General features: G+C 65.1%; 18 protein-coding genes. 9 read left to right on the top strand and 9 right to left on the bottom strand.

Annotation, left to right across the window (positions count from 1 at the left end; all coding sequences use genetic code 11):
• Window positions 1-254 precede the first annotated feature (254 nt).
• The 4 genes from K8R92_02605 (at window position 255) to K8R92_02590 (ending at window position 5,119) form a co-directional block, all read left to right on the top strand.
• Window positions 255-596, top strand: a complete 342-nt coding sequence (locus K8R92_02605; GenBank protein MCE9618781.1) for a hypothetical protein — start codon at window positions 255-257, stop codon at window positions 594-596.
• Window positions 597-747: 151 nt separating this feature from the next.
• The gene (locus K8R92_02600; GenBank protein MCE9618780.1) at window positions 748-2,073 is read left to right on the top strand and encodes a dihydroorotase; all 1,326 of its coding nucleotides are present in this window, start codon (window positions 748-750) and stop codon (window positions 2,071-2,073) included.
• Window positions 2,070-4,715 (top strand): MMPL family transporter, encoded by a 2,646-nt coding sequence (locus tag K8R92_02595; GenBank protein MCE9618779.1) that lies wholly within the window; start codon window positions 2,070-2,072, stop codon window positions 4,713-4,715. The genes K8R92_02600 and K8R92_02595 overlap by 4 nt, the downstream gene beginning before the upstream one ends.
• Before the next feature lie 17 nt (window positions 4,716-4,732).
• On the top strand, window positions 4,733-5,119 hold the full coding sequence (locus tag K8R92_02590; protein MCE9618778.1) for a heavy-metal-associated domain-containing protein: 387 nt from the start codon (window positions 4,733-4,735) through the stop codon (window positions 5,117-5,119).
• On the opposite strand, the gene K8R92_02585 is transcribed toward K8R92_02590, so the two are convergent.
• Together K8R92_02585 and ribF are read right to left on the bottom strand one after the other, a co-directional pair.
• Complete coding sequence (locus K8R92_02585; protein MCE9618777.1) at window positions 5,116-6,168, bottom strand: DHH family phosphoesterase; 1,053 nt, start codon at window positions 6,166-6,168, stop codon at window positions 5,116-5,118. The genes K8R92_02590 and K8R92_02585 overlap by 4 nt on opposite strands.
• On the bottom strand, window positions 6,165-7,076 hold the full coding sequence (gene ribF, locus K8R92_02580) for a riboflavin biosynthesis protein RibF (protein MCE9618776.1): 912 nt from the start codon (window positions 7,074-7,076) through the stop codon (window positions 6,165-6,167). Before ribF ends, K8R92_02585 begins: the two co-directional genes overlap by 4 nt.
• 112 nt (window positions 7,077-7,188) lie before the next feature.
• On the opposite strand from ribF, the gene K8R92_02575 reads away from it, so the two are divergent.
• Window positions 7,189-10,062, top strand: coding sequence for an NAD-glutamate dehydrogenase (locus K8R92_02575; protein ID MCE9618775.1), 2,874 nt, complete (start codon window positions 7,189-7,191; stop codon window positions 10,060-10,062).
• 181 nt (window positions 10,063-10,243) lie between these two features.
• Here the strand turns inward: K8R92_02575 and K8R92_02570 are convergent, their stop codons facing one another.
• From K8R92_02570 to K8R92_02555, 4 genes are all read right to left on the bottom strand, one after another.
• Window positions 10,244-11,164 (bottom strand): hypothetical protein, encoded by a 921-nt coding sequence (locus K8R92_02570; GenBank protein ID MCE9618774.1) that lies wholly within the window; start codon window positions 11,162-11,164, stop codon window positions 10,244-10,246.
• A gap of 13 nt (window positions 11,165-11,177) precedes the next feature.
• Window positions 11,178-12,203 (bottom strand): hypothetical protein, encoded by a 1,026-nt coding sequence (locus K8R92_02565; protein ID MCE9618773.1) that lies wholly within the window; start codon window positions 12,201-12,203, stop codon window positions 11,178-11,180.
• 148 nt (window positions 12,204-12,351) lie between these two features.
• Complete coding sequence (locus tag K8R92_02560; protein MCE9618772.1) at window positions 12,352-13,506, bottom strand: glycosyltransferase; 1,155 nt, start codon at window positions 13,504-13,506, stop codon at window positions 12,352-12,354.
• A 16-nt stretch (window positions 13,507-13,522) separates the two neighbouring features.
• Complete coding sequence (locus K8R92_02555) at window positions 13,523-14,371, bottom strand: VOC family protein (protein MCE9618771.1); 849 nt, start codon at window positions 14,369-14,371, stop codon at window positions 13,523-13,525.
• 121 nt (window positions 14,372-14,492) lie between these two features.
• Here K8R92_02555 and K8R92_02550 point away from each other — a divergent pair, with 121 nt between their 5' ends.
• From K8R92_02550 to K8R92_02540, 3 genes are all read left to right on the top strand, one after another.
• A complete protein-coding gene (locus K8R92_02550) occupies window positions 14,493-15,239 on the top strand; it encodes a DUF2652 domain-containing protein (GenBank protein MCE9618770.1) in 747 nt (248 codons plus the stop codon).
• A gap of 76 nt (window positions 15,240-15,315) precedes the next feature.
• Entirely contained in the window at window positions 15,316-15,879 is a 564-nt protein-coding gene (locus K8R92_02545; GenBank protein ID MCE9618769.1) for a carboxymuconolactone decarboxylase family protein, read from the top strand.
• 25 nt (window positions 15,880-15,904) lie between these two features.
• Window positions 15,905-16,372, top strand: coding sequence for a nuclear transport factor 2 family protein (locus tag K8R92_02540; GenBank protein ID MCE9618768.1), 468 nt, complete (start codon window positions 15,905-15,907; stop codon window positions 16,370-16,372).
• 195 nt (window positions 16,373-16,567) lie between these two features.
• On the opposite strand, the gene K8R92_02535 is transcribed toward K8R92_02540, so the two are convergent.
• Window positions 16,568-19,465 (bottom strand): insulinase family protein, encoded by a 2,898-nt coding sequence (locus tag K8R92_02535; GenBank protein ID MCE9618767.1) that lies wholly within the window; start codon window positions 19,463-19,465, stop codon window positions 16,568-16,570.
• A 140-nt stretch (window positions 19,466-19,605) separates the two neighbouring features.
• Between K8R92_02535 and K8R92_02530 the strand changes: the two genes are divergently transcribed.
• On the top strand, window positions 19,606-20,232 hold the full coding sequence (locus K8R92_02530) for a hypothetical protein (GenBank protein ID MCE9618766.1): 627 nt from the start codon (window positions 19,606-19,608) through the stop codon (window positions 20,230-20,232).
• Window positions 20,233-20,242: 10 nt separating this feature from the next.
• Here the strand turns inward: K8R92_02530 and K8R92_02525 are convergent, their stop codons facing one another.
• Together K8R92_02525 and K8R92_02520 are read right to left on the bottom strand one after the other, a co-directional pair.
• Complete coding sequence (locus K8R92_02525) at window positions 20,243-20,671, bottom strand: PEP-CTERM sorting domain-containing protein (GenBank protein ID MCE9618765.1); 429 nt, start codon at window positions 20,669-20,671, stop codon at window positions 20,243-20,245.
• Window positions 20,672-20,707: 36 nt separating this feature from the next.
• Window positions 20,708-22,423 carry an EAL domain-containing protein gene (locus tag K8R92_02520; protein ID MCE9618764.1) on the bottom strand — a complete coding sequence of 572 codons (1,716 nt, stop codon included), beginning with the start codon at window positions 22,421-22,423 and terminating at the stop codon, window positions 20,708-20,710.
• Between the last annotated feature and the right edge of the window lie 93 nt (window positions 22,424-22,516).

Here is a 22,516-nt window from a genome sequence, read left to right as displayed (position 1 = left end):
AGATAGACCCCGGGAACCTGCGGAAATGCCCGGGCTTTGCCCAAGAGGCGCTTCAACCGTTCCGGGGTCAAACCTGCGGGATTGGGCTGGGATTCCGGATTCGGATCGTTCGACACAGGCGGAGTCTAGGAAATACCCCGCCAATTGAGCACTTTCCTTGAACCCCCGGGATGGTGTGCTACTATTGCCCCGTGCTTGCAGGGCGGAGTTCGCCCGGCACAACTGATTTCGAGTCATCTTTCAAAGGATCTCACATGAAGCTTTTCGCAACACTCACCGCCGGTCTTCTCCTCGGTCTCGCTGCTTGTACAAGCACAACCACCACCACCGCCCCAGGCGCCGTCAGCGGCTGCAATGGCAAAACCTGCGACATGAGCAAGTGCTCCGCCGAGTGCAAGGCGAAGTGCGAGGCGGACGCCAAGAAGGCCGCAAGCCCAGGCGCCGTCTCCGGCACCGCCAGCGGCTGCTGCAAGGACAAGGCTGCCACCACGAGCCCAGGCGCGGTCAGCGATCAGAAGTCTGATTGCCAGACCAAGTCCGGCTGCTCGACCAGCGGTTCAGGCTGCCCCTTCGCCGGCGCCAAGACCAACGGCTGATTGCGATGGATCAATGGAGCGGCGCTGACAAGCCCCGCTGCCTGCAAAGATGGCTAACGATGGGCGGCTCATGCATTTGAGCCGCCCATTTTCTTTTTGAATCAGGTCGTTTCTTCACGAGCGAGCACGCTCCGCTACCATCGTCGCACCCATGCCCAGCGCCGGCCCTGCCATCCTGATTCGAGGCGGAAGAGTGATCGATCCGGCGCGTCAGTTCGACGCCAAGGCGGACGTGATGGTGCGATCCGGCCGCGTGGAGCGCATTTCGTCGACTCCGATTTCCGACGGCGGCGCCACGGCCATCGACGCCGATGGATGCCTGGTCTGCCCGGGATTGATCGATCCGCATGTGCACCTGCGCGAGCCCGGCGGCGAGCACAAGGAAACCATCCGCACCGGGGCCGAGGCGGCGATCGCGGGTGGCTTCACTTCCATCTGCTGCATGCCCAACACCACGCCCGCCCTTGACCTGCCGAGCCTGGTGGATTTTGTCCGGCTCAAGGCCAAGGAGGCCGGACTGGCGAGGGTTTTTGTCGCTGCCGCGGGAACCATCGGACGCGAAGGCGAAAAACTTTCTCCAATCGGGGCCATGGCCAACGCCGGCGCCGTGGCCTTCACCGATGACGGCGTGGGCATCGCCGATTCCGCCGTGATGCAGCGGGTGCTGTTGACCTGCAAGGCCGCCAAGCGCGCGTGGATGCAGCACTGCCAGGATGCGGCTCTGACCGGCGAAGCCTCGATGAATTCCGGCGCGATCGCCGCCAAGCTGGGGCTGACGGGCTGGCCCGCCATCGCCGAGGAATTGATGCTGGAGCGCGACGTGCGTCTCAACCGCGCCATCGGCTGCCGCTACCACGCACAGCATGTCTCCTCGGCGGGAAGTGTCGAGATCATTCGACGGGCCCGTGCCGAAGGCCAGCCCGTGAGCGGCGAGGCTTCCCCCCACCATCTGCTGCTGACCGACGACGCCTGCGACGGATGGAACACCATCGCGAAGGTGAATCCCCCGCTGCGCCGGCCCGCGGACATCGAATCGCTGCGCAAGGCCGTGGCCGACGGAACATTGGAAGTGCTGGCGACCGACCACGCGCCGCACACTGCCAGCGAGAAGGCCCGTGATTTCTCCGCGGCGCCATTCGGCTGCATCGGACTTGAGAGCGCCCTGCCCATGTACGCGAAGGCCCTGATCGAGAGCGGCTTGATGAAGTGGCCGGAGATGATCCAGCGCATGACCGTCGGTCCGGCCCGCCTGCTGGGATTGCTGGAGGATGGATTCGGACGGCTCTTCGAAGGTGGCCCCGCCGATGTCACGGTGATCGACATTGACACCAAAGTGACGGTCGATTCCAGCACATTCCGGTCCATGAGTCGCAACTGCCCCTTCCACGGAATGCAGGGAACGGGCCGCCCCAGAGCCGTGGTGGTGCATGGAAAACTTTTCGATCTGGCCCGGGCTGACTGGTTCGAGGCCGCTTGAGCGCCCCCACGCCAGAGCGGCAGCGCCGCCGCGTCCGCCTGATGGATTGGCTCTACCGCGTCATCGCCGCCCGCTCCAAATGGATCATCGCCGCGCTGGCGCTTTCGACGGTCGTGTGTGCCTGGCTGAGCTGGACCTACCTCAAATTGGACGCCGACACGGATTCGCTGATCGGCGAGAACCAGCCTTTCCTGAAGGATTACCGACGCTTCAAGCATGACTTCGGCGATCTCGAATATGTCATCGCGGTGGTCGATCCGCGCGGCGACTCCGCCGCGGCCGACCGCGCGGTGCGCGCCTTGACGACGAAACTGGCGGCGCTGCCGAGCGTCTCCAAAGTGCACGGCTTCATCGACGCCCAGGACCAGTGGCGTCTCGCCCCCCGCGCGATGGCGGACGCGGAACTCGCCGGACTCGCGGATGCGGCCGAGGCGCTTCCCATCCTCGCGGCTCGGCCCACGCTGGGGACGCTCCTGGCCGAAGGCGACCGGCGGATCGCGCTACTGCTCGACCGCGGTTCATCAATGGACGACGCGACGCGGCGCCCCCTGGCCGCCAGCGCCTTCCTGCTGCTGGGCGCGGCCGCAAGCGGACAGCCGGGAGCTGCGCCACTGGATCTCTCGCTGCCGCGCGAGACGATCTGGCTGACCAACGAAGGCGGGCAGCTGCGCCTGGTGCTGGTGCTGCCGGTGAAGAACTACGAGTCGCTCGCCGTGGTGGACGAGTCGCTGGTGCAGATGCGCCGGGTGATCGAGGAGATCCAGGCCCAGGAGCCCGCGGTCGAGATCGGCCTGACCGGCAAGCCCGTGCTGCAGGCGGACGAGATGGAGACCACCAACTCCGACATGAACCTGGCATCGATGGTGGCGCTGGGTCTCTGCGCCGCGCTCTTCATGGCGGTCTTCCGCGGGGTGAAGCGCCCGCTCTTCGCCGTGGCGGCCTTTCTCGCCGGATCCGCGCTGACTTATGGTGCGGCCTTGCTGATGATCGGCAGCCTGAACCTGCTGAGCGTGGTCTTCATGCTGGTCCTGGTGGGCGTCGGACTGGACTACGGCATCCACATGATCGCCCGCTACCTGGAGGGATTGCGACACTTGGAGGCCCCGGAGAGCGTGCGACACATGATGCGCACCGCGACGCCCAGCATGCTGGCCGGCGCCGCGGTGAGCTCCGGCACCTTCCTGATCGCCATCTTCGTGCCCATGCAGGGGCTGCGCGAGCTCGGCATCATCTCGGGCGTGGGGCTTCTGCTGTGCGGGGCGACCATGGCGGTCGGCTTGCCGGCGCTGCTGCTCTGCTTCGACCGGCGCTCGGACAAGGATCGCGAGCGGCGGTCGTTCTTCATTTCGCGGGCGGCGCACTCGGAAACGCTCCCCGCCCCGGCGCGCAAGAGCCGCCACTGGATGTTTGTTGCACTCTCGATGGCGGCCATGGTCGCCGGCGTGGTGATCGCCTGGGAGCGCGTGGGTTTTGAAAGCAATCTGCTCAAGCTTCAGGCGGCGAACTTGCCCAGCGTCGGTTGGCAGCGGCGGCTGCAGACCGAGGGCGGCAACTCGACCTGGTTTGGCGCGGTGATGACCGATTCGTTCGACGAAGTGGCGCCCCTGGTTGAGAAGGCGAGCGCACAGCCGTTGATCGGGCAGACCCGCAGCGTGCTCGACTTTGTCAAGCCCGATTCGCCGAAGCGCGAGGCGCTGCGTCGCGCGATCGCCAAGGCCAGCGCGCTGCCGCAGGCGGTTCCCGTCGACCGGCCGCTGCCGGAGCTCGCCCGGCGCGCCGCCGATCGAGTGGACTCCCTTGCAAATGGTGCCAACACCGCCGGAGCCCCCGCCGCCGACATCGCGTTCATCCGCAATCTTGCCCTTTCGCTCCACGCGCTCCAGACCGCCCTCGAAGGCAATGCACCGGAGGCCCTGGCCCGTGCCGAGCCGGGCCTGGCCCTTGCCGCCAACGCGGCGCAGCAGCTTCAGATCGGTGCGGGACTGTCGATCCGCGAGTCGCTGCCTCCCGCGGTGCGTGATTCGTTCACGAGCGAGAACAACCGCTACGCGACCCTGCTGCATCCGAAGGAGGACATCTGGGAACCCGGCGCCATGGCCCCCTTCGTCGCGGCGATGCGCGAGGTGGATCCTTCGGTGACCGGCGCGCCGATCACGGTCTTCGAAAGCATGCAGCTTATGAGGGCGAGTTTCCTGTGGCAGGGCCTGATCGCCAGCGCCTTCGTGCTGGCATTGCTCTACGTTGACTTCCACTCGGTCCGGCTCATGGCGCTCGCCTTCCTGAGCCTGCTCGCCGGACTCGGCTGGACCGTCGGGCTCATGGGAGTGCTCAACATCCCCTTCACGCTGGCCAACTTCTTCGCCATTCCGATCATGATCGGACTGGGCATCGACAGCGCGATCCACATCACCCACCGCGTGATGGAGGGTGGGCTCACCCTCGGCTTCGGCAGCACGCGCCGCGCCGTGGTGGTGACGGCTCTGACCACGACGATCGGCTTTGGAACGCTGCTCTTCGCCCAGCACCGCGGCCTGCGCGGCCTGGGCGAGGTCATGACCCTCGCCAGCCTCTGCTGCCTGGTCTCGTCGGTGTGGCTGCTGCCCTCGCTGCTGCGTTGCGCGGGCTGCGACAAATTCAAGTGAGCGACTAGAATCGCGGCATGCACGCGCCCCGTCACTTGAAACACTGGCTCGCTTCCATGCTCTGCGCCCTTCTCGCCGGCTGCGGCTCCGACAGTGATCCGCGCGTCAGCAGCGTGGCCCCCGTGGTGTTTCAGTATTCGGTCAAGGGAATGCACTGCCAGGGATGCGTCGATGCGATCACCGACAAGGTGACGCACATCAAGGGAGTGGTCGACTGCCGCGTCAACCTGCAGGACAACTCAGCCACGGTCGCCGTGCGCGACGCGTCGATTGAACCCGAGGTGAAGAACGGCATCGAGCGGCTGGGCTACACCGTCTCGCCCTACGCGCCCCCGCCGCCGGCCCCAGCGCCGACCCCGATCGAAGTTGCTCCCGGCGCGGCCAAGTCGGGCACGACACCTTAATTCAAATTTTGAATCGCGCGCTCGACCGCTTTGGCGACCTGTTCCGCGACCTGCGGCAGCTCGCCGCGCACCCGGGCGCCTGCGGCGTGGATGTGTCCGCCGCCGCCGAACTCACCCGCCAGTCGGTTGACATCCACATATGGGCCGCCCGCATGCAGGGCAGGCTTGCTTCGGAAGCTGATCTTCACGACACCGGGCTCGGTCTGAGAAATCAGGATGCTGCACTCGGTGGTGCCCACCTGCATCGGGGCGTTGACGACCCCGGCCAGATCCTCGGAGCTGCCCGAGCTGGTGGCGAAATCCTCCGGATGCAGTTGCATGATGGCGGCGCGATTGTTGGCGAGCCAACGCATATTGCTCAGCGCGCGGCCCATCAGGCTTAGTCGCTGCGGGCGCGAATTCTCCTCCAATTGCCGGTAGAGGCGGTCCTTCTCGACGCCGGCGTTGATCAGGCGGGCCGCCAGGGTGAACACACCGGAGTCGGCGTTGGAGAATCGGAACCAGCCGGTGTCGGTGGCCAGGCCCGCAAAAAGTGCCTCGGCGACCGATTCGGCGCCGCCCATTCCAGGCTGGTCAAACTTGACGCCGAGAGCCTCGATCACCGGAATCAAAACCTGCGTGCAGCTGGCGCAGCTCGTGTCCACGATGCGATCCGCGAAATCGGTGTCGCCGCAGCGGTGATGATCCACTCCAACCGCCCGGTCGCGCCGCTCGCGCAGCCACGGACCCAGGTGCTCGAGCTGTCCCCAGGAGCCGGTGTCGAGCACGGCGATCGCGTCGTAATCATCGCCGGGCAACTTCTCCGGCGCCCGCCCCGGCTTCTCATGGCCGAGCAGGCATTGCAATGTGGGATCGAAGGGACCGGAGAACCAGGTGTCGACCGTCCGTCCGCGCTGCCGAAGCGCTCGAGCCAGGGCGAGCACCGAACCGATGGCGTCGCCATCGGGCTTGTCGTGCGAGGTGATCAGGATGCGCCGGGCGTTGAGCAGCCGGTCCGCGATGATTCGCGGCGTCGAGGTGGTGGAATAGGTCGCGGCCACAGGTCTCATGCCAGCACCAATTCATCGGCTATTTCCAGGCGCGTCCGTTGCGTGTCCCGGTTCATTTGCTCAAGAAGGGCTTCCACGCCGTCAAATCGGCTCTGCTCGCGCAGCCAGCGCGAAAATTCCAGCGTCAGCGTCCATCCATAGTCGTCCAGCGGCGCCGTGTGGTCGAGCAGAAAGGCCTCGACGGTGCGGGCGGCGCGGCCGAAGGTCGGCTTGGTTCCCACGCTGATTGCCGCGCGGCGGCGCGCGCCCGATGGCAGCGTGGCGATGCCCGCGTAGATGCCATCGCCGGGAAGCAACTGACCCTGCGTGGCGACATTCGCCGTCGGCCACCCGAGCGTGCGGCCGCGCTGGTCACCCTGCTCGACGCGACCAGTCAACTGGTAGGGCCGGGCCATGACTTTTGCGGCGTCCTCCACGCGTCCATTCTGAATCAGCCAGCGCAGCAGCGAGCTGCTCGCCGCCGCGACAGAGGAATCCCCCAGGCAAACTTCGACCGCCGCCACTTCGGCGACCTCAAAGCCAAGCCGCGATCCCATTGCACGCAGCGCCGCCAGATCCCCTTCGCGCCCTCGGCCAAAGCGGAAATCCCGCCCCTCGACGATGAACTCAAAGGGAAGATCTTTGCGAAGCCATGCGATGAATTCCGCCGCGTCCATGGCCAGCAGTTCGGCGGTGGTCGCAAGGACATGCACCCGGTCCGCGCCGCACTTCAGGAGCCAGTCACGGCGTTCTTGAAGCGTCTGGACACTGGGCGGAACGTGGGATGGATTGAGCAGCGATGCGGGGTGGGACTCAAGTGTCACCGCCACGACCTCGCCGGTCCGACCTGCCCGAACGCGGGCCTCTGCCAGCAGGGCCTGATGCCCCGCATGAACGCCGTCAAAGTTGCCAATGGTGATTGCGCGCAAGTTCAATAGCGTAACCAACTTAGGCCCTGTTATTGAAGGTCGGCCAAAAATGGGCCAAAGCAGGGCAAAAAGACGGCTTGAGTGGCGGTCGAAGAACGGCGATAGTGCTTGGATGCGCTCCTCCGAGACACCCGCCGTCACATCGGCCCCGCCCACCACTCCGCTCATCAACGAGCTCTCCCAGCAATTCAAGGCGACGGCCGAGAGCGTGGTGCCGTGGTTCCTCTCGCAGATGCCGCCGATGTATTTCCAGGACACCACGCCCGATCGCGTGCAGAACCACCTTCGCGCCATCATCGCGGCCAAGGCGAGCAAGGCGCCGCTGGACCTGACCATCCGCAGCGACGATGGCAAGGAATGGACCATGATCCGTCCGGGCAACCGCGTGGGCGTGCTCTCCGAGATCGTGGCCCAGTTGCCGATGAACGAGCCGTTGCGCGCCGCCACCATCCACGCCACGCTCGACGGCTCGCTGGTGGTCGACACCTTCGAGCTGGGTGAGCGCGTCCCCTTCAATCCCAGGGACCCCGCCCAGGCGGCCAAGGTCGACTCCGTCATCAAGTGGGCCTCCGAGCATGGCCTGGACTGGAGCGAAAAGGACATCCGCTCCTACGTCGCCGGGGCGAGCGCCGACTACGTGCTCACGCTCACGCCGCTGCGCCTCAGCCGCCACGCGGCACTCTTCCGCGAGGTGAGCGGCACCGACGGCGCCCGGACGGAGCTGGAACAGGAAGCCGACCCCACGCAGAGCCGCATCTCGATCGCCTTCTCCAACGCGCGGACGCGCACCATGCTCGAGCGCACCGCCATGGTGCTGGCACGGGCGAAAATCTCGATTTTCCGGGCCTATCTGGACCAAGTCAAGGACGCGCCGCACGGGCAGGTCACCCTGCTGGCCTTCGTGGTGCAGACCGAGGATGGCAAGCAAATCGACCCGAAGAGCGACATCTGGAAGAAGGTTTCGCACGACATCGCGCGGGTGAAGTGGATCAACTACGACATTCTCGAATTGGCCAACCGTCATCCCGGCCTCGACCTCAACCGCGCCGAAGCCGTGATGGGCCTCTGCCACCTCGTGCACCAGATGCTGGTGCACCAGGACCGACTGGCCTTCCAAAGCCAGGTGATTCTGGAAGCCGCCGAGGAGTCGATGGACATTTCGCTGCGCATCGTCGACCTGCTGGCGGCGCGCTTCGACCCGACAAAGCCGATGGACGACGCGGCCTTCGCCTCCGCCGTCAAGGTGATCCAGACCTCGCTCGAGTTCCTGCGCCCGCCCGGCTGGAACACCGTGCTCATGGGGATGCTCCGCGCCGTGCAGGCCACGCTGCGCACCAACTACCACCTGCCGCAGCGCTTTGGCTTCGCGCTGCGCCTCAAGCCCGAGCTGCTGCAGGATGAGCTGCGGCCCAACCTGCCCTTCGGCGTCTTCTTCGTCAGCGGCCGCGGCTTCAACGGCTTCCACGTCCGCTTCAAGGAGATCGCCCGCGGCGGCCTGCGCCTGGTGCGGCCGCGCGACGCCGCCCAGCACGCCCGCGAGAGCGATCGCCTCTACGACGAGGTCTACGCCCTGGCCAGCGCCCAGCAGCAGAAGAACAAGGACATTCCCGAGGGTGGCGCCAAGTGCGCCCTGCTGCTCGAGCCGCCGTCGGACCCCACCCGCTGCGTGAAGAGCTTCGTGGACTGCATGCTCGACCTCATCACCCCCGAGCCCGGCACCCGCGCCAAGGTGATCGACAAGCTCGGCATCGAGGAGTTCATCTATCTCGGGCCCGACGAGAACATCACCCCCGACCACATCGAGTGGATCGTGGAGCGTGCCAAGCGGCGGAAGTATCCGCTGCCGACCGCGTTCATGAGCAGCAAGCCCAACGCCGGCATCAACCACAAGGTCTACGGCGTCACCAGCGAGGGCGTGAACGTGTTTCTTGAGGTGGCCCTGCGCGACCGCGGCATCGACCCGAAGAAGCAGCCCTTCACGGTCAAGATCACCGGCGGACCCGACGGCGACGTCGCCGGCAACATGATCAGCATCCTGAAGCGCGACTACGGAACCAACCCGCGGATCACCGGCATCGCCGACGGCAGCGGCAGCGGCGAGGATCCCGACGGCCTGGACATCGATGAGCTGCTGCGCCTCTTCGCGGAAGCCAAGCCCATCGCCTCCTTCAACAAGAAGAAGCTGGGCAAGAACGGGCGCATCGTCACCGTAGACGAGCCCGACGGCGTCCGCCTGCGCAACACGCTGCACAACCGACTGGCCACCGACGCCTTCATCCCCGGCGGCGGCCGGCCCAGCACCATCGACGAGCGCAACTGGAAGGAATACCTCAAGCCCGACGGCACGCCCTCGAGCCCGCTGATCGTGGAGGGGGCCAATCTCTTCCTCACCGCGGAGGCCCGCAAGCACCTCAGCGCCGCGGGGACCACCATCATCAAGGACAGCTCCGCCAACAAGTGCGGCGTGATCTGCTCCAGCTACGAGATCATCGCGTGCATGCTGCTGAGCGAGGCGGAGTTTCTGCGCATCAAGACTCCGTTCGTCGAGGGTGTGCTGGCCAAGCTGCGCGAGATGGCCCGCACCGAAGCCGAGCTGCTGCTGCGCGAGGGCAAGGCCCGCAAGGACAAGTCGCTGCCTGAGATCAGCGTGAGCATCTCCAAGGCCATGAACGACGCGGCCGACCTGATCCACGGCTCGATGGCATCCTGGAGCGCGGCCGACCACGCCCTGGCTCGCGGGCTGGTGCTTGAGCATCTGCCGCAGGTGCTGCTGGAAACCGTCGGCGCCCGCGTCTTCAAGGATCTGCCCGCCCCCTACCTGAAATGGATGATCGCCAAGAAGCTCGCCAGCACCATGATCTACTCCAGCGGCATCGACTACCTCGCGGGTTCGACCCCGGAGCAGGCCGCGGCGAAGGCCCTGGAGTTCATGCGGCAAAGCAAGAAAATTCAGGCGCAGGCCGAGCTCGCGAAATCACTCAAGTGAATGGCTCCGTGAGCGAGGTGCTATCAGTCGCTCAGACAACATGGCTCCGCGAGCAAAGTGCTATCAGTCGCTCAGACAACGCTCCGGGGCTCGCGGACTCGCCCCTGCGCTAAACTCGCTTGGTGATAGCACTTTGCTCGCTGCGCACGATCCATTTCCAATTTGACACTTTTGCTCAGAATCAACGAGCCGTTAACCAGCGGATCACATTCAGGGCGAAGCGCTTGTTGTCGTAGCCCGGATTGTTGAAGCCGTACTTGTTGCCGTTCTTGTCGATCTGGGCGGTCAGCAGCGCGGACTCCGCCAGCACCACGATGCGCCCGCGCCAATGCTCGGCGCAAAGACCCTGGGCGTAGCCCGCCGCCGGATGGGGTTCCGCGTACTCGACGCTGGTGATGATGTCGCCCCCCTCCCGCTTCACATCGACCTTGACGTTGTAGTTCTTCGCCGCCGGCGAGAGGAGCAGCAGCGGCGTCCACTCCGCGCCGCCCTTGACGGAGCTACCCGTGAAGGTGTTGACGCGCTCGACCTGCTCGAAAATGGGATGGGCGGCGTTCAGATTGCCCTTGGATTTCTCGAAGAGCAGCGCGTCGCGCACTTCCTTGTTTTCCAGCGGCGGATCCTCGGTGTAGCCGTTGTGCACGGTGACTCCAAACTTCGCGAGCAGCGGCGCCATGGCCAGGCCGAAGGGATAATGCTCGGTGATGATCAGCGCGGAACCACCGCCGGCCACCCACGCCTCGAGCTGGTCGATCTCCTCCGGCGTGAAGGGCGGTATGTCGCCGGGATCCTCGCGGCCCATCGCGGTCGGGATGACATAGACCGCCACGCCCGCAAGGGTCGACGCGCTGATCGGTTGATCCGTGGAGCGGACGCGGCAACCATCGTTGGCGATCAGCCGGGCGAAGGGCGCGTAGGTCGTTGAAATCTTGTGATGGTTTTTGTGGGACTCGTCGAAGCAGACCACCGGCGCGGCGGCCTGCAGCTTCGGCGTGTCGACCGAGGCGTCGCATCCCTCGTCAGCGACCGAGCCGCTTGGGGAGCATGCTGCCACCGACAGAAGCATCGCTCCGATGAACAGGGCGAGTCGTGCGGAAAGCATCGGCCGTTCGTGGTCAGGAATTCCTGCGCCGCCGGGCCAGGACCGCGAGGCTGGAACACAGCAAGGCAAAGGTCGATGGTGCCGGCGCCGGGGCGCCGTAGTTGAATCCGGACAGCGAGTCGATGCTGAAGTCCGTGATGTTGCCCTCGGAGCCGACGACGTAGCCCTTGCCTCCCCACAGAATGGTGTTCGAGAAGTCCAGGTCGGTCGTGGTCTGTCCTCCGAATCCGCCGCTGGCCCGCTCGCCCGCCATGAGATTCGCGTAGAAGCCGGCGCTGAAGGCCGTGCCCCAGGTGAAGGGAATGGCGAAGGAGAGCGTGCGATTGCTGATCGACATGAAGGGCAGCGACGAGGAATCCGATGGTCCCCAATTCGTCGTGCCGAAGGCCACCATCTGGTAGTCCCAGCCCGAGAAGATCGTGCCGTTGTGGGTGGTGTTGAGCGCGTTGAAAAGGTTGTACGCCTGCGAATTGATGGCGCTGCCGTAGGGCTGCAGAATGTTGTGACTCTTGTAGGCGGCGACTTGCATTGTGCCCGACGCGCCATTGACCAGTGCCGTCATGGATCCGTTGACCACGATGGGAACCACCCAGATGCCGGTGGTTCCATTGGCCCCGCCTCCGGTCAGGGTGAACTGGTCGTTCCATCCCGCGTTGGCGGAAGCACCCGGGAACGACACCGCCATGGAGCCGTTGTTGTAGGCGCTGAGCTTGATCGTGCCGACGGACGCGCTGCCAAAGGCGTTGTTGCTGAAGGGATAGATGCCGGAGCTTCCGGAATTCGAGGCATTGGCCGTGGCCGTACCGCCGATGCCGGAAGTGCTGGTCTGGGCGTTGACATACAGCGTGCTCACGCCGCCCTGGACCGCGTCGCCTGGCGCACCCAGGCCGGAGAACGCCTGACTTCCCGCGGCCACGCTGGCAAAGGCCGCGCCATCCGGCGTGGTCGATTGGCCGTCGATGGCCATCGCGCAGGGCGCGATCATCGCTGAAAGAGCAAGGACGGAGAGCGAACGACGCGAAGCAAAGATCGTGGACATGGCGAAGCCTTTTCCTGATAGAGATTGTTTGAGTTCTTTTCCCATCACCTGCCTGTGACGCCTATGCCGATTGCGCGGGATAGACCGACGCAAGGTGTCCCATATTTGCCCCCTGTCCAGTGAAAATTTCCAGAAAGTGCGATTTTGCTCAAAAAGGGCATAAAGAGGGTTCGAAGAGAACTCCAAGCAGTTTCCGGGTCGCGTGCCCCCAGGTGAACCCCGCCGCCGTGAACGCCGGTCCGGCCACCCGAGCCTTCGCGGCCAGGTCGGGTGATTCGACCGCGCAAAGCATCTGGTGGACGAGGTGGTCGAAGTCGACCCGCAGCTCGAAGCCGCCGGCGTCGTCGGTCTGCTGGACGGCGACCCGCTTGGCGTCGACGCGCAGGGCGAAGTCCTCCGTCGTGAAGTCATCGGTGGAACCGCCCCGGGTGCAGATCACGGGCAGGCCGCTGGCGATCGCCTCCAGCACCGGCAGATTGAAACCCTCGGCCGAGTAGGGAGAGACGTAGGCGTCCGCCATCTGATAGAGCCGCGCCATGTCGGCGAAGGTCAGGGTGCTTTCGATGTAGTGCATCCGCGAATGGATGAGCGCGACCTCCGCTTCGGTGAGCGAGGCGGCCTGCGACTTGAGCATCTCCTGCGAGGCGTAGAGTTCGCCCAGGCCCTTCAGGACCAGTCGCGCGTGCGGATGCTTTCGCACCACGACGGCGAAGGCCTTGAGCAGCGCGTCCATGCGCTTGGTGGCGTTCATCGCGCCCAGGGTCAGAAAGACGAATCCCTCCAGGCCGCGCTCGGCGCGCATCGCGGCACGCCGGTCGGGATCGATGGGATGAAAGATGGAGGCGTCGACGCCGTGGGGCACCACCACCACGCGCCGCGGATCGGCGCCGCTGTGGATGAACCCCTCGCGCGACCAGTTGGAGGGGGTGACGATGATGGCGTCGCCCTCCTTGATTGCCTCCGACAACGGGCGCTTGCCGGCGATGTACTTGGCGGGGACGCATCGGAATTCGGCGGTGCCGAAGACCACGGTGCGGCGCGCGTCCGAGGGACTCAGGTTGTAGGGAAAGGAAACCCGCAGCAGCGCGTCCGGCTTCTCCCCCGCGGCCCGATCAGGAATGGCGCGGATCGCGGCCTCGGCGGATTCATCGAACAAACCCTTGGTCGCCTTCCAATTTGGTTGGAGAAAGGGAACGTCATGGTGCCGCAGCGCCACGTCCGGCTCACGCAGAAACTGCAGGCACTGAAACTGGTTCACGATCGCGTAGGAGTGGGGCAGGAACCTCCACCCTTCGATCAGCAGAGTCTTCACGGATCGCTCAGGAGCCGCAGCCACAGCCGCTCGAGGAGCAGCATCCGCTCTTGGCCGGCTGCCACATCGCGAAGCTCGCGCCGTTGGGGTCGGTGAAGGCGGCGACGCGGCCGATGCCGGGAATGTCCATCGTGGCGCCGGCGGCGGCGCCGCCGAGCTGCTTGGCGCGCAGGACGCTCGAGTCGATGTCCGCGACCTGCACGTACTGCAGCCAGTGCGATGGCGACTTGTCCTTCGGATTCCTTGCCATCAAGCCGGCGACGGTGCGCCCATGGCTTGCGAACATCCAATAGGGGAAGCCGAGCGTGGTGCTTTCGGTCACGGTCCATCCCAGCAGCTTGGTGTAGAAGGCGACCGCGCTCTTGGGGTCGGTGGTCATGAGCTCGTTCCAGCCCACGAGACCGTCGCCGCTCCAGTTCACGCCGTCAGTCTTGCCGGGATGGGCCTGAAAGAGGCTGACATGCGCGCCGGTGGGATCGCGGAACATGCAGAAGCGGCCGATGGTGATGTCCTTGGGGGGAACGATCACCTTTCCGCCCAGCGTGGCCACATTGGCGAAGGTGGCGTCGAGGTCGTCCACGGCGATGTAGCCCATCCAATGGGCCGGGATTTCCTTGGGATACTCGGGACCCATGCCCATCAGGCCGAAGGTGGCGTGGCCTTCCTTGGAGAGAATCGTGTAGGCCGTCGGGCTCGCGGGACAAGGCGCCGCTGTCGCTTCGAAGAGCGTCGCGTAGAAGTGTTCAGCGCCCTTCAGATCGCGACTGGAGCATTCATGCCAGCAGAATTCCCCGTGCACGCAGGGCTGGGATGTGTGGGAGCCGGTTGAAACGGGTTGGGTGGTGATCGCGGTCATCAGATTCTCCTTGCCGACAAGCATACAAGGCCGCCTCTCGGCTTCAATGCGCGGCGCGAGCCCGGCCGCAACCTGTGTCGTGCACTTCGCCCTTTCGATACGATCGCGATGGAACTCCATCATGGCCATCCAACCGACCTTTCTCCTCATCGCCGACATCGCCGGCTACACGCGCTTCATGAAGTTCCATCGCACGAGCCTGGCGCACGCGCAGGACATCGTGGCCCAGCTGCTTGAGGCGGTGATCGACGCCGCGCAATCGAACCTGACGCTGGCCAAGCTCGAGGGCGACGCCGCGTTCTTTTATGTCGCCTTCCCCGCGGGCGCCGAGCCCAACCTCAAATTCGTCGCCGAACAGGCGGCCGCCATCTACCGTGCGTTTCACCAAAGGGTCTCCGACCTGAGCATCAACGCGATGTGCAAGTGCGATGGCTGCACGCAGGCGGGCAACCTGAAAATCAAACTGGTCGGCCACCTCGGCGAGGCCGCAGTGCAGCGGGTCAAGCACTTGTCGGAGCTGGCCGGCGTCGACGTGATCCTGGTGCACCGGATGCTGAAGAACGGCGTGCCGCTGCCTGAATACATGCTGATGACCGAGCCGGTGCACCAGCGCGTCGATCGCAGCATGCGCGACCGCTCGACCATGCATGCCCTGGAACTCGATGGCCTTGGCCGAGTCGAGTCCTTCTACGTGGATCTCAAGAAGTATGTCGGCGAGGTGCCCGCGAGCACGCGGCAATCCCTGCTGTCGCGCATCGGGCGGGAATGCACGCTCGTCGCGCGGACCATTCCGGCGCTGCTAGGCCTGCGCAAGCCCTGCGCCGGCTTCCGCAATCTCGCCGAAGCGGGGACCCCCGTGAAGGGGTAGGCTGGCAAGAAGCCAGGCACACAAGCGTACGAAGTCTGCCTTCTTTGATTTGAACTCCAACCGACAGGACCCCATTATGGCGCGTCTCCCCATCCAGAACACCGAAACCGCAACCGGCAGCAACAAGGACATTTTCGCCGCGCTTCAAAAGGGACTCGGCATGGTGCCCAACATGGCCAAGGTCATGGCCAACTCGCCCGCCGTCCTGCAATCGTTCGCCCAGTTCAACGGCGCGATGGGCACCGCCAAGCTCTCCGGCCCGATCCGCGAGCAGATCGCGCTGCTCACCGCGGAGAACAATGATTGCACCTACTGCCTCTCGGCGCATTCGGCCCTGGGCAAGATGAGCGGCCTGAATCAGGCTCAGATGGACGGCGCCCGCCATGCCAAGTCGACGGACGCCCGAACGCTTGGCGCGCTCACGTTCGCCCAGGCGGTCATCGACCAGCACGGAGGCATTGGCACAAGCGAGATCAATGCCGTGCGCGCCGCCGGTTTTTCCGACGGGGAAATTGCCGAAATCGTCGCCGCGGTCGCGTTGAATTTCTTCACCAACTTCTTCAACAAGGCCTTCGACGTCGATGTCGACTTCCCACGAGTGGAAGCACACGGCCACGCGGCGGCTCTTCCCACGGCCTGAACCGGGGATGCCCTCCGTCACGATCATGCCCACCCCGCCCATCAAGCCGCCCTTCACGCGCGAGATGGCAGTCCACAAGGTGCGCGCTGCCGAGGATGCGTGGAACAGCCGTGATCCGGAGCGGGTTTCGCTGGCGTATTCACCCGACAGCCAGTGGCGCAACCGCGGCGAATTCGTTCAAGGTCGCGAGCGGATCAAGGAGTTCCTTCAGGGCAAATGGAAGCGCGAGAACGAGTACCGCCTTGTGAAGGAGCTCTGGGGGTTTCTGAACAATCGCATGGCCGTGCGGTTCCAATATGAGTGGCGGGACGATGCGGGCCAATGGCATCGTTCCTACGGCAACGAACTCTGGGAATTCGACGACGATGGGCTCATGCGAAGGCGCGAAGCCAGCATCAACGATGTGCCGATCACGGAAACGGATCGCAAGTTTCGCTGGCCCGCACCGGGGCCGCGGCCCCTGGATCACCCCGGCATTCCTGCGTTGATGTGATGATCGCAAGTGAGTTTCATTGACCCGCGTCGCGGAAAGAGGTTGCCCCACAATGCGAGTTTAGCGCAGGGGCGAGTCTGCTGAATCGAGCGGAGTGAGCAAGGTGCTATCTCCAAGCGAGTTTAGCGCCCGAGCAAGTCTGCGCAGCGAGGGCGCGTTGTCTGAGCGACTGATAGCACCTTGCGCACGAAGCGATTACTTGCCGGGCTGTCCTTCGCTCTTCGCGTCGGCGCCGCCCGCGTTCTGCGGGTTCACCATCACCACGATCGAGTTCTTCGGGTCGTAGTACTTCGCGAAGGTGTCCTTCACCTGCTTGGCCGTGAGGGCCTGGTAGGCGGCGGGCTCGTTCACCACATCGTCGAGCTTGGTGCCTTGGTAGGTCATCAAGTCGATGCGACCGGACCAATAGCCGGGCTCCTTGACCTGCTCCTCGAAGGTGTTGGCCATCTGCTTCCGCGCGATGTCCATCTCCTCCTCGGTGGGTCCGTTCTTGGCGAACTCCTCGTACATGGAGGCGAGCTTCTCGATCAGGGGCTTGGCCTTGTGCGGATCCGTGGGAGCGGTCGCGGAGAAGACACCGAAGCCGGGATAGGTGGTCGCGGCCCGCGACGCGGCACCGATGCTGTAGACCAGCTGCGCCTTCTCGCGGACCTCGGTGACCATGCGCGTGGAGAGGATGCGCGACGCCATGCCCAGGGCACGGACGTCCTCGCGGTTGGCCTGGTCGGCGCCGTAGAACCCGGAGAGCACGAAGGACTGCTTGGTCGGCGTGTCCAGCGTCTTCTCGAAGTAGCGCGGCCCCGCCGGACGCTTGAGCGAGCGGATGGACAGGTAGGTCTCAGGGCTCACTCGGGGGCGCTCCGAGAGGGCGCCGAGATACTTGGTGGCGAGATTGACCGCGCGGTCCTTGGAGATGTCGCCCACGACCGCCACCTCGATCGGCGACTCCGCGATCAACTTCTCCAGCCAGAGCTGCGATGCCGCCAGCGTCAGCTTGTCGATCTGCTCGGGAGTGATCGGCTTGGTCCGCGCCTCGTCGTCGGGATAAGGCAGCGACGAGGCCATGCGCGAGCCCAGCCCGTTGGGGGTCTTCATGGACTCCTCGATGACTTGCCGCGCCATCGTCTTGTACTGCGTGAAGGCGGCTTCTTCGATCTTGGGCTGCGTGAGCAGCAGATAGGCGAGCTGGAATCCGGTCTCGAGTTCCTCGGGGCTGCCCGAGATGGTCAGCGAGATGGTGCCCGGCGCGCCGCCACCCCCGCCGCCGCCGCGTCCGCCGCGACCGCCCCCGCCCATGCCGCCGCCGCGCACACTGACCTTCTTGCCGGTCATGAGCTCGCGAATGTCGGTCGAGGTGAGGGACTTTGTCGCCGGGCGACCCCAGGCGAGCTGGGCCGCCTGCGTGATGCCGCGGTTGTCGGCGTTTTCAAGCAGGTCGCCGCCGACCAGCGTGATGTTCACCGTCGCCTCGTTCTTCTTGTAGTCCATGAAGCGATGGTGCATGCGGACGTTGTTGCTCAGCCACCCCGACCAGACCTGGCTGGCGGCGTGCTCGTCCTGCTCCTTCAGGGTGCCGGGCTGCGGCAGTTCGTTCATGAGCTTGGTCGCGTGGGCGACCTCGACATCCTGCTTCGGCGAGACCGCCATCGCATCGGTGCCGATCTTCAGGAGCTGCTCCTCGGTGGGAACATCGACGCTCGAGGGAAGCACCGCGATGAAGGCCACGGCCTTGGGATCGAACTCCTTGGTGAAGCGCGTGGCGACTTCCTCGGCGGTGATGCCGGGAAGCTGCTGCTTCAGCAGCTCAAGGCGCTGCTTGGGAGACATGATGGGCTCGCCCGAAACCAGCGAGTTGTTCATGCGGCCGACGAGGGCGCTGGCGGCGACGGTGGACTCGGTCTCCACGGCGCGCTCGGCGCCGGACATGATCTGCTTCTTGACATCCTCGAGCTCGCGGGCGGTGAAGCCGAACGAGCGGGCGCGTTGAAGTTCCATCGACAATTCCTGAAGAGCAGCCTTCCACTTGCCCGGCGCGGCGCGGCCACTGAGCTCAACGCTGTAGAGGGTGGTGGCGTCGTTGCCGGCCGAAACGCGGCCGCTGAGGTAACTGGTGCCGCCGGCGGCGACCTTCGCCTCAAGGCGACGATTCATGGCGCTTTGGCCCAGGCCCAGCACCAGGTCATCCCGGTACATGCCCACGGTGGTGGTCGGCGGATGCGCCGGCTCCAGGTAGGTGACGCGGATGTCCTCGGAGGTCAGCTCCGGATCGCTCGCCACGATGGCGAAGCTGCGCACATAGCCCTTGATGCCGGGAGCCTGCGGAGTGGCCGTCGCCTTTTTGGCGGCGGTGCCGAACTTCTCCTTGATGACCTTGACGACCTCGTTGGGATCGGCGTCGGCGACCACCATCACGGTGGCGTTGCCGGGGCCATACCACTTGCCGTAATAGTCCTTGAAATCCTGCTGGTTGACGCCGTTGATCGTGGCCTCGGTGCCGATCGTGTCGCGCTGGCCGTAGAGCGAGCCGGGGGAGATGCGCTCCATGATGTAGTCGCTGGTCCGTTGCCGGGCGGAAAGTCCGCGACGACGCTCCTCCTGAATGATCTGGCGCTCGGCGTCGATTTCCGCGGGAGTCAGGCTCAGGCCCGACATCACATCGGCGAAGAAAGTCATGCCCTTGCCGAGCGTCTCGGTCTTGGCGTCGGGCAGCGAGAGCTGATAGGTGGTCTGCTCCATGTTGGTGAAGGCGTTCTGGTCGCGGCCGAACTGCATGCCCAGCGACTGGAAGAAGGGCACGACCGAGCCGGGAGGAAAGTGCTCCGAGCCGTTGAAGGCCATGTGCTCCAGGTAGTGCGCGATGCCGCGCTGGCGGTCGGTCTCGTTGAGCGAGCCGGTGCCCATGTGGATCCAGATGACGGCGCGGCCCGGTGGCACCGCGTGCTTGCGCACGATGTACTTGACTCCGTTGTCGAGCTGGCCGGTGACCAGCGAGGGATCGGTGGGAAGCGGCTTGTCGGCGTTCTGGGCGGCGGCGCCGAACACTCCGACGAAAACGAATGCGACAGCGAGAGCGAGACGGTTGCGGGTTGTCATGGTTTCTCCTTGCGACTCAGCGGAGCGAGCGATGGCGGAAACAAATTGCCCGGTGAGTGTACCACTCCGCACCGAAGAATTGACACAACGACAACATGGGCGCATCCATTCCTGAACTTCACCGCCTCTAGAATTTCGGGATGAACCGCCACGCGGCATTGCAGGCCATGGCCTTTGCGACGCTCATGACGGCACGTTGTGCGCCGTCCCAGCCCTCGCCCCAGGCCAAGAAGCAGGCGCCCACCGCGCCGACCGCGACCAACGCCAGTGGCGTTGCCCCGCCGAAAGCGGACACGGCGTCGGTCATCGCCTCCAACGGCTTCGCCTACAGCCCCGACGAGCTCGCGCCCGGCTACCCCGAGGTGGTCACCATTCGCCTGGGCAACCGCCTGCGGATCTATTCGATCTCCCCGGATTGGAATCCCGCCACGCTCGCCCTCTTGGACAAGCAGAAGGACGTGCTCTGGTCGATCCGCCTTGACCTGCCGCCCCGAGGCACGGTCAACGGCTCGATACCGAACGGAATCGATCCGGACTCGGTTCGCATCACCAGGTCCGCCGGCGCGTTCGATGCGTCGCACGTGTCGCACCTCATCGGCGCGACCGAGCCCGAATGGTCGACGGTCCGCATGAAGGAGCTTGGCGTGGCCGACGAATGGAAGAGCGGCGAGCCTGCGCCCGACCGGTTCTGGCTCACCGAGCGAGTGCGGCTGTTCCTTGACGAGCAGCTTGCCTCGATGCACCAACCGGCTGGTTCAACCGACTGACTCGCTGCGTTCAGCGGCGGCGGCGCGTTCCGGCGAGCCCCAGGCCGAGCAGCGTGAACGCCGAGGGCGCGGGAACCACGTGGACCGAGGTGACGTCTCCGCCGTCGGTGGCGCCGCTGAAGTTCACCAGGGCCGAGTCCGTTCCCGGCGCCGAGACCATCCCTCCGGCGATCTGCTGGCGGAAGACCTTGTCCAGGACATCGGCGTTGAAGGTGGTCAGCGCCGTGACGAATTCAGGCTCGGTGACTTCGGGAAAGGCGGCATCAAATGGCCACGGGCTGGAGCTGGAGACCAGGCTCGCCGCGGTGGCCAGGTCGAACGCCACCGTCGCGCCCTCGGTCGCGCCATCCACGTAGCGGCCGAAGAAGGTGTAGGCCACGACCGGCAGCGCGAACGCGTTGGTGAAGGGCACGCTCAGCGCGGCCGTGGTGCGCGTCATGCTAACTCCAGGCCCCTGCCGGAAACAACCTCTCACCTACACGGAGGTTTCGCAGGTCCAGGGTGAAGCGTCGATCCAGCTTCCCACCTGGTCGCTCCACAGGGGCTTGCTGATGTAATGGCCCTGCAACGTATCGCTCCCCAGGTCTTCGAGCGTGTCGTATTCCGCCTTCGTTTCCACTCCTTCCGCGACCACGCGCAGTCCCAGGTCGTGGCAGAGCATGATCAAGGAACCGACAATCTTCCTCTCCCGTGGATTGCGCAGCACCCCCGTGATGAAGGATTTGTCGATCTTCACCTCGTCGATGGGAAAGCGCTGGATGCCGGCGAGTGACGAGTAGCCCGTGCCGAAGTCGTCGATGGAAAGACCCACTCCAATGCGGCTGAGCACGTCAAAAATCTCCTCGGCGCGCTTCGGGTCGAGGATGATGGCGCTTTCGGTGATCTCCAGCATCAAGCGGTCCGGAGCGGAGCGGGACGCCTTGAAGACCTCGTCGATCATTTTCACCAGCTGGGAATCGAGCAGCGAACGCGCCGAGAGGTTCACGCTCATGCGGAACCGGTTTCCGCGGCTGCGCTCGCTTTCGCAGAATCGCAGGGCTTCCGTCATGACCCAGCGCGTCAGGGGGCCGATGAGGCCCGTCCGCTCCGCATCCGCGACGAACTGGCCGGGGGCGAGCATGCCCCGCCGCGGGTGACGCCAGCGCACCAGCGCCTCGACCCCGACGATGCTATGGGTTTTGAGCTCCAGCTTCGGCTGGTACTGAAGCACCAGCTGGTTCGATTTGATGGCCTCCTGCAGTTCGGCCATGAGGCCGAGTCTTTCGGAACTGTACAAATTGAAGGTCGGCTCGTAGACGGCGTAGCCGCTGGACCGTTGCTGGGCGCGGTACATGGCGATGTCGGCCAGCCGGAGCAGCGTTATGGAATCGTCGGCGTGCTGGGGCATGGTCGCCATGCCGATCGCCGCCTCGACCACGATGGGAATGTCGTCGATCAGGAATGGCTCCAACAGGGAAGCCTGGATTTTTTGAATGATCTCGGGCAGGTCGCTGGTCGCCACCAAATGCGGCAACAGAATGCCGAATTCATCGCCTCCGAGCCTCGCGACGACGTCGCGATCGAACAACACGCCTTTGAGCCGGATGCCCACCAGATTCAAAAGCTCGTCGCCACGGACGTGGCCGAGGGTGTCATTGACCTCCTTGAATCGTTCGAGATCCATCACCACCAGTGCCAACGAGTCCTCCTCCCGTTTCGCGACCTCGACGGCCTTGGCGACCAGCTCGAGGAACCTCGCGCGATTGGGCAGCGTCGTGACCGGATCCACGTAGGCGAGCCGACGAATGGTTGCGTCCGCCTCGCGCCGCTCACGACGCCCCTTCGCCTCCTCCAACTCGCGCCGGGTCGCGGGGACCAGCCGCTTCATCTGGTCCTTCAGGATGTAGTCGTTCGCCCCGGCCTTCATGGCGGTGACCGCGAGATTTTCGCTGCTGGTGCCGGAGACCACGATCAGCGGGATGTCCAGCCCGGTCTCCCGCAGCAACGTGATGGCCTCGAAGACGTTGAACTGCGTCAAGTTGAAGTCGAAATAGACAATGTCCCAGGTCCGCGCGGCGAGCTCGGCGCTCATCCCCGTCGAGGTGTCGATCCGTGCGCAGGTCACACGAAAGCCTCCTTGCTCCAGCTCCTGAAGCAGTTGATCGGCTTCAAGTTCGGACTTCTCGATGATCAAGGCGCGCAAGGAGTTCATCGCGACCCCGTGCGAATGGACAATCTCGAGAACCCGCACCGAGGCGGGCCGCACCATTCACCGGCTGGAATATTGACGCGCTCGCCCAAGCAG

The organism is Planctomycetota bacterium (genome assembly GCA_021414025.1).
In the GTDB taxonomy this organism is placed as follows: domain Bacteria; phylum Planctomycetota; class Phycisphaerae; order Phycisphaerales; family SM1A02; genus SYAC01.
Note: the sequence above shows the minus strand (reverse complement) of the source record. Positions and strands in the feature narration are given on the sequence as shown.

Coding starts and splice junctions, on each gene's coding strand:
- K8R92_02605 (MCE9618781.1), top strand. CDS start 255: ATGAAGCTTTTCGCAACACTCACCGCCGGTCTTCTCCTCGGTCTCGCT.
- K8R92_02600 (MCE9618780.1), top strand. CDS start 748: ATGCCCAGCGCCGGCCCTGCCATCCTGATTCGAGGCGGAAGAGTGATC.
- K8R92_02590 (MCE9618778.1), top strand. CDS start 4,733: ATGCACGCGCCCCGTCACTTGAAACACTGGCTCGCTTCCATGCTCTGC.
- K8R92_02585 (MCE9618777.1), bottom strand. CDS start 6,168: ATGAGACCTGTGGCCGCGACCTATTCCACCACCTCGACGCCGCGAATC.
- K8R92_02575 (MCE9618775.1), top strand. CDS start 7,189: ATGCGCTCCTCCGAGACACCCGCCGTCACATCGGCCCCGCCCACCACT.
- K8R92_02570 (MCE9618774.1), bottom strand. CDS start 11,164: ATGCTTTCCGCACGACTCGCCCTGTTCATCGGAGCGATGCTTCTGTCG.
- K8R92_02565 (MCE9618773.1), bottom strand. CDS start 12,203: ATGTCCACGATCTTTGCTTCGCGTCGTTCGCTCTCCGTCCTTGCTCTT.
- K8R92_02555 (MCE9618771.1), bottom strand. CDS start 14,371: ATGACCGCGATCACCACCCAACCCGTTTCAACCGGCTCCCACACATCC.
- K8R92_02550 (MCE9618770.1), top strand. CDS start 14,493: ATGGCCATCCAACCGACCTTTCTCCTCATCGCCGACATCGCCGGCTAC.
- K8R92_02545 (MCE9618769.1), top strand. CDS start 15,316: ATGGCGCGTCTCCCCATCCAGAACACCGAAACCGCAACCGGCAGCAAC.
- K8R92_02540 (MCE9618768.1), top strand. CDS start 15,905: ATGCCCACCCCGCCCATCAAGCCGCCCTTCACGCGCGAGATGGCAGTC.
- K8R92_02535 (MCE9618767.1), bottom strand. CDS start 19,465: ATGACAACCCGCAACCGTCTCGCTCTCGCTGTCGCATTCGTTTTCGTC.
- K8R92_02530 (MCE9618766.1), top strand. CDS start 19,606: ATGAACCGCCACGCGGCATTGCAGGCCATGGCCTTTGCGACGCTCATG.
- K8R92_02525 (MCE9618765.1), bottom strand. CDS start 20,671: ATGACGCGCACCACGGCCGCGCTGAGCGTGCCCTTCACCAACGCGTTC.
- K8R92_02520 (MCE9618764.1), bottom strand. CDS start 22,423: ATGAACTCCTTGCGCGCCTTGATCATCGAGAAGTCCGAACTTGAAGCC.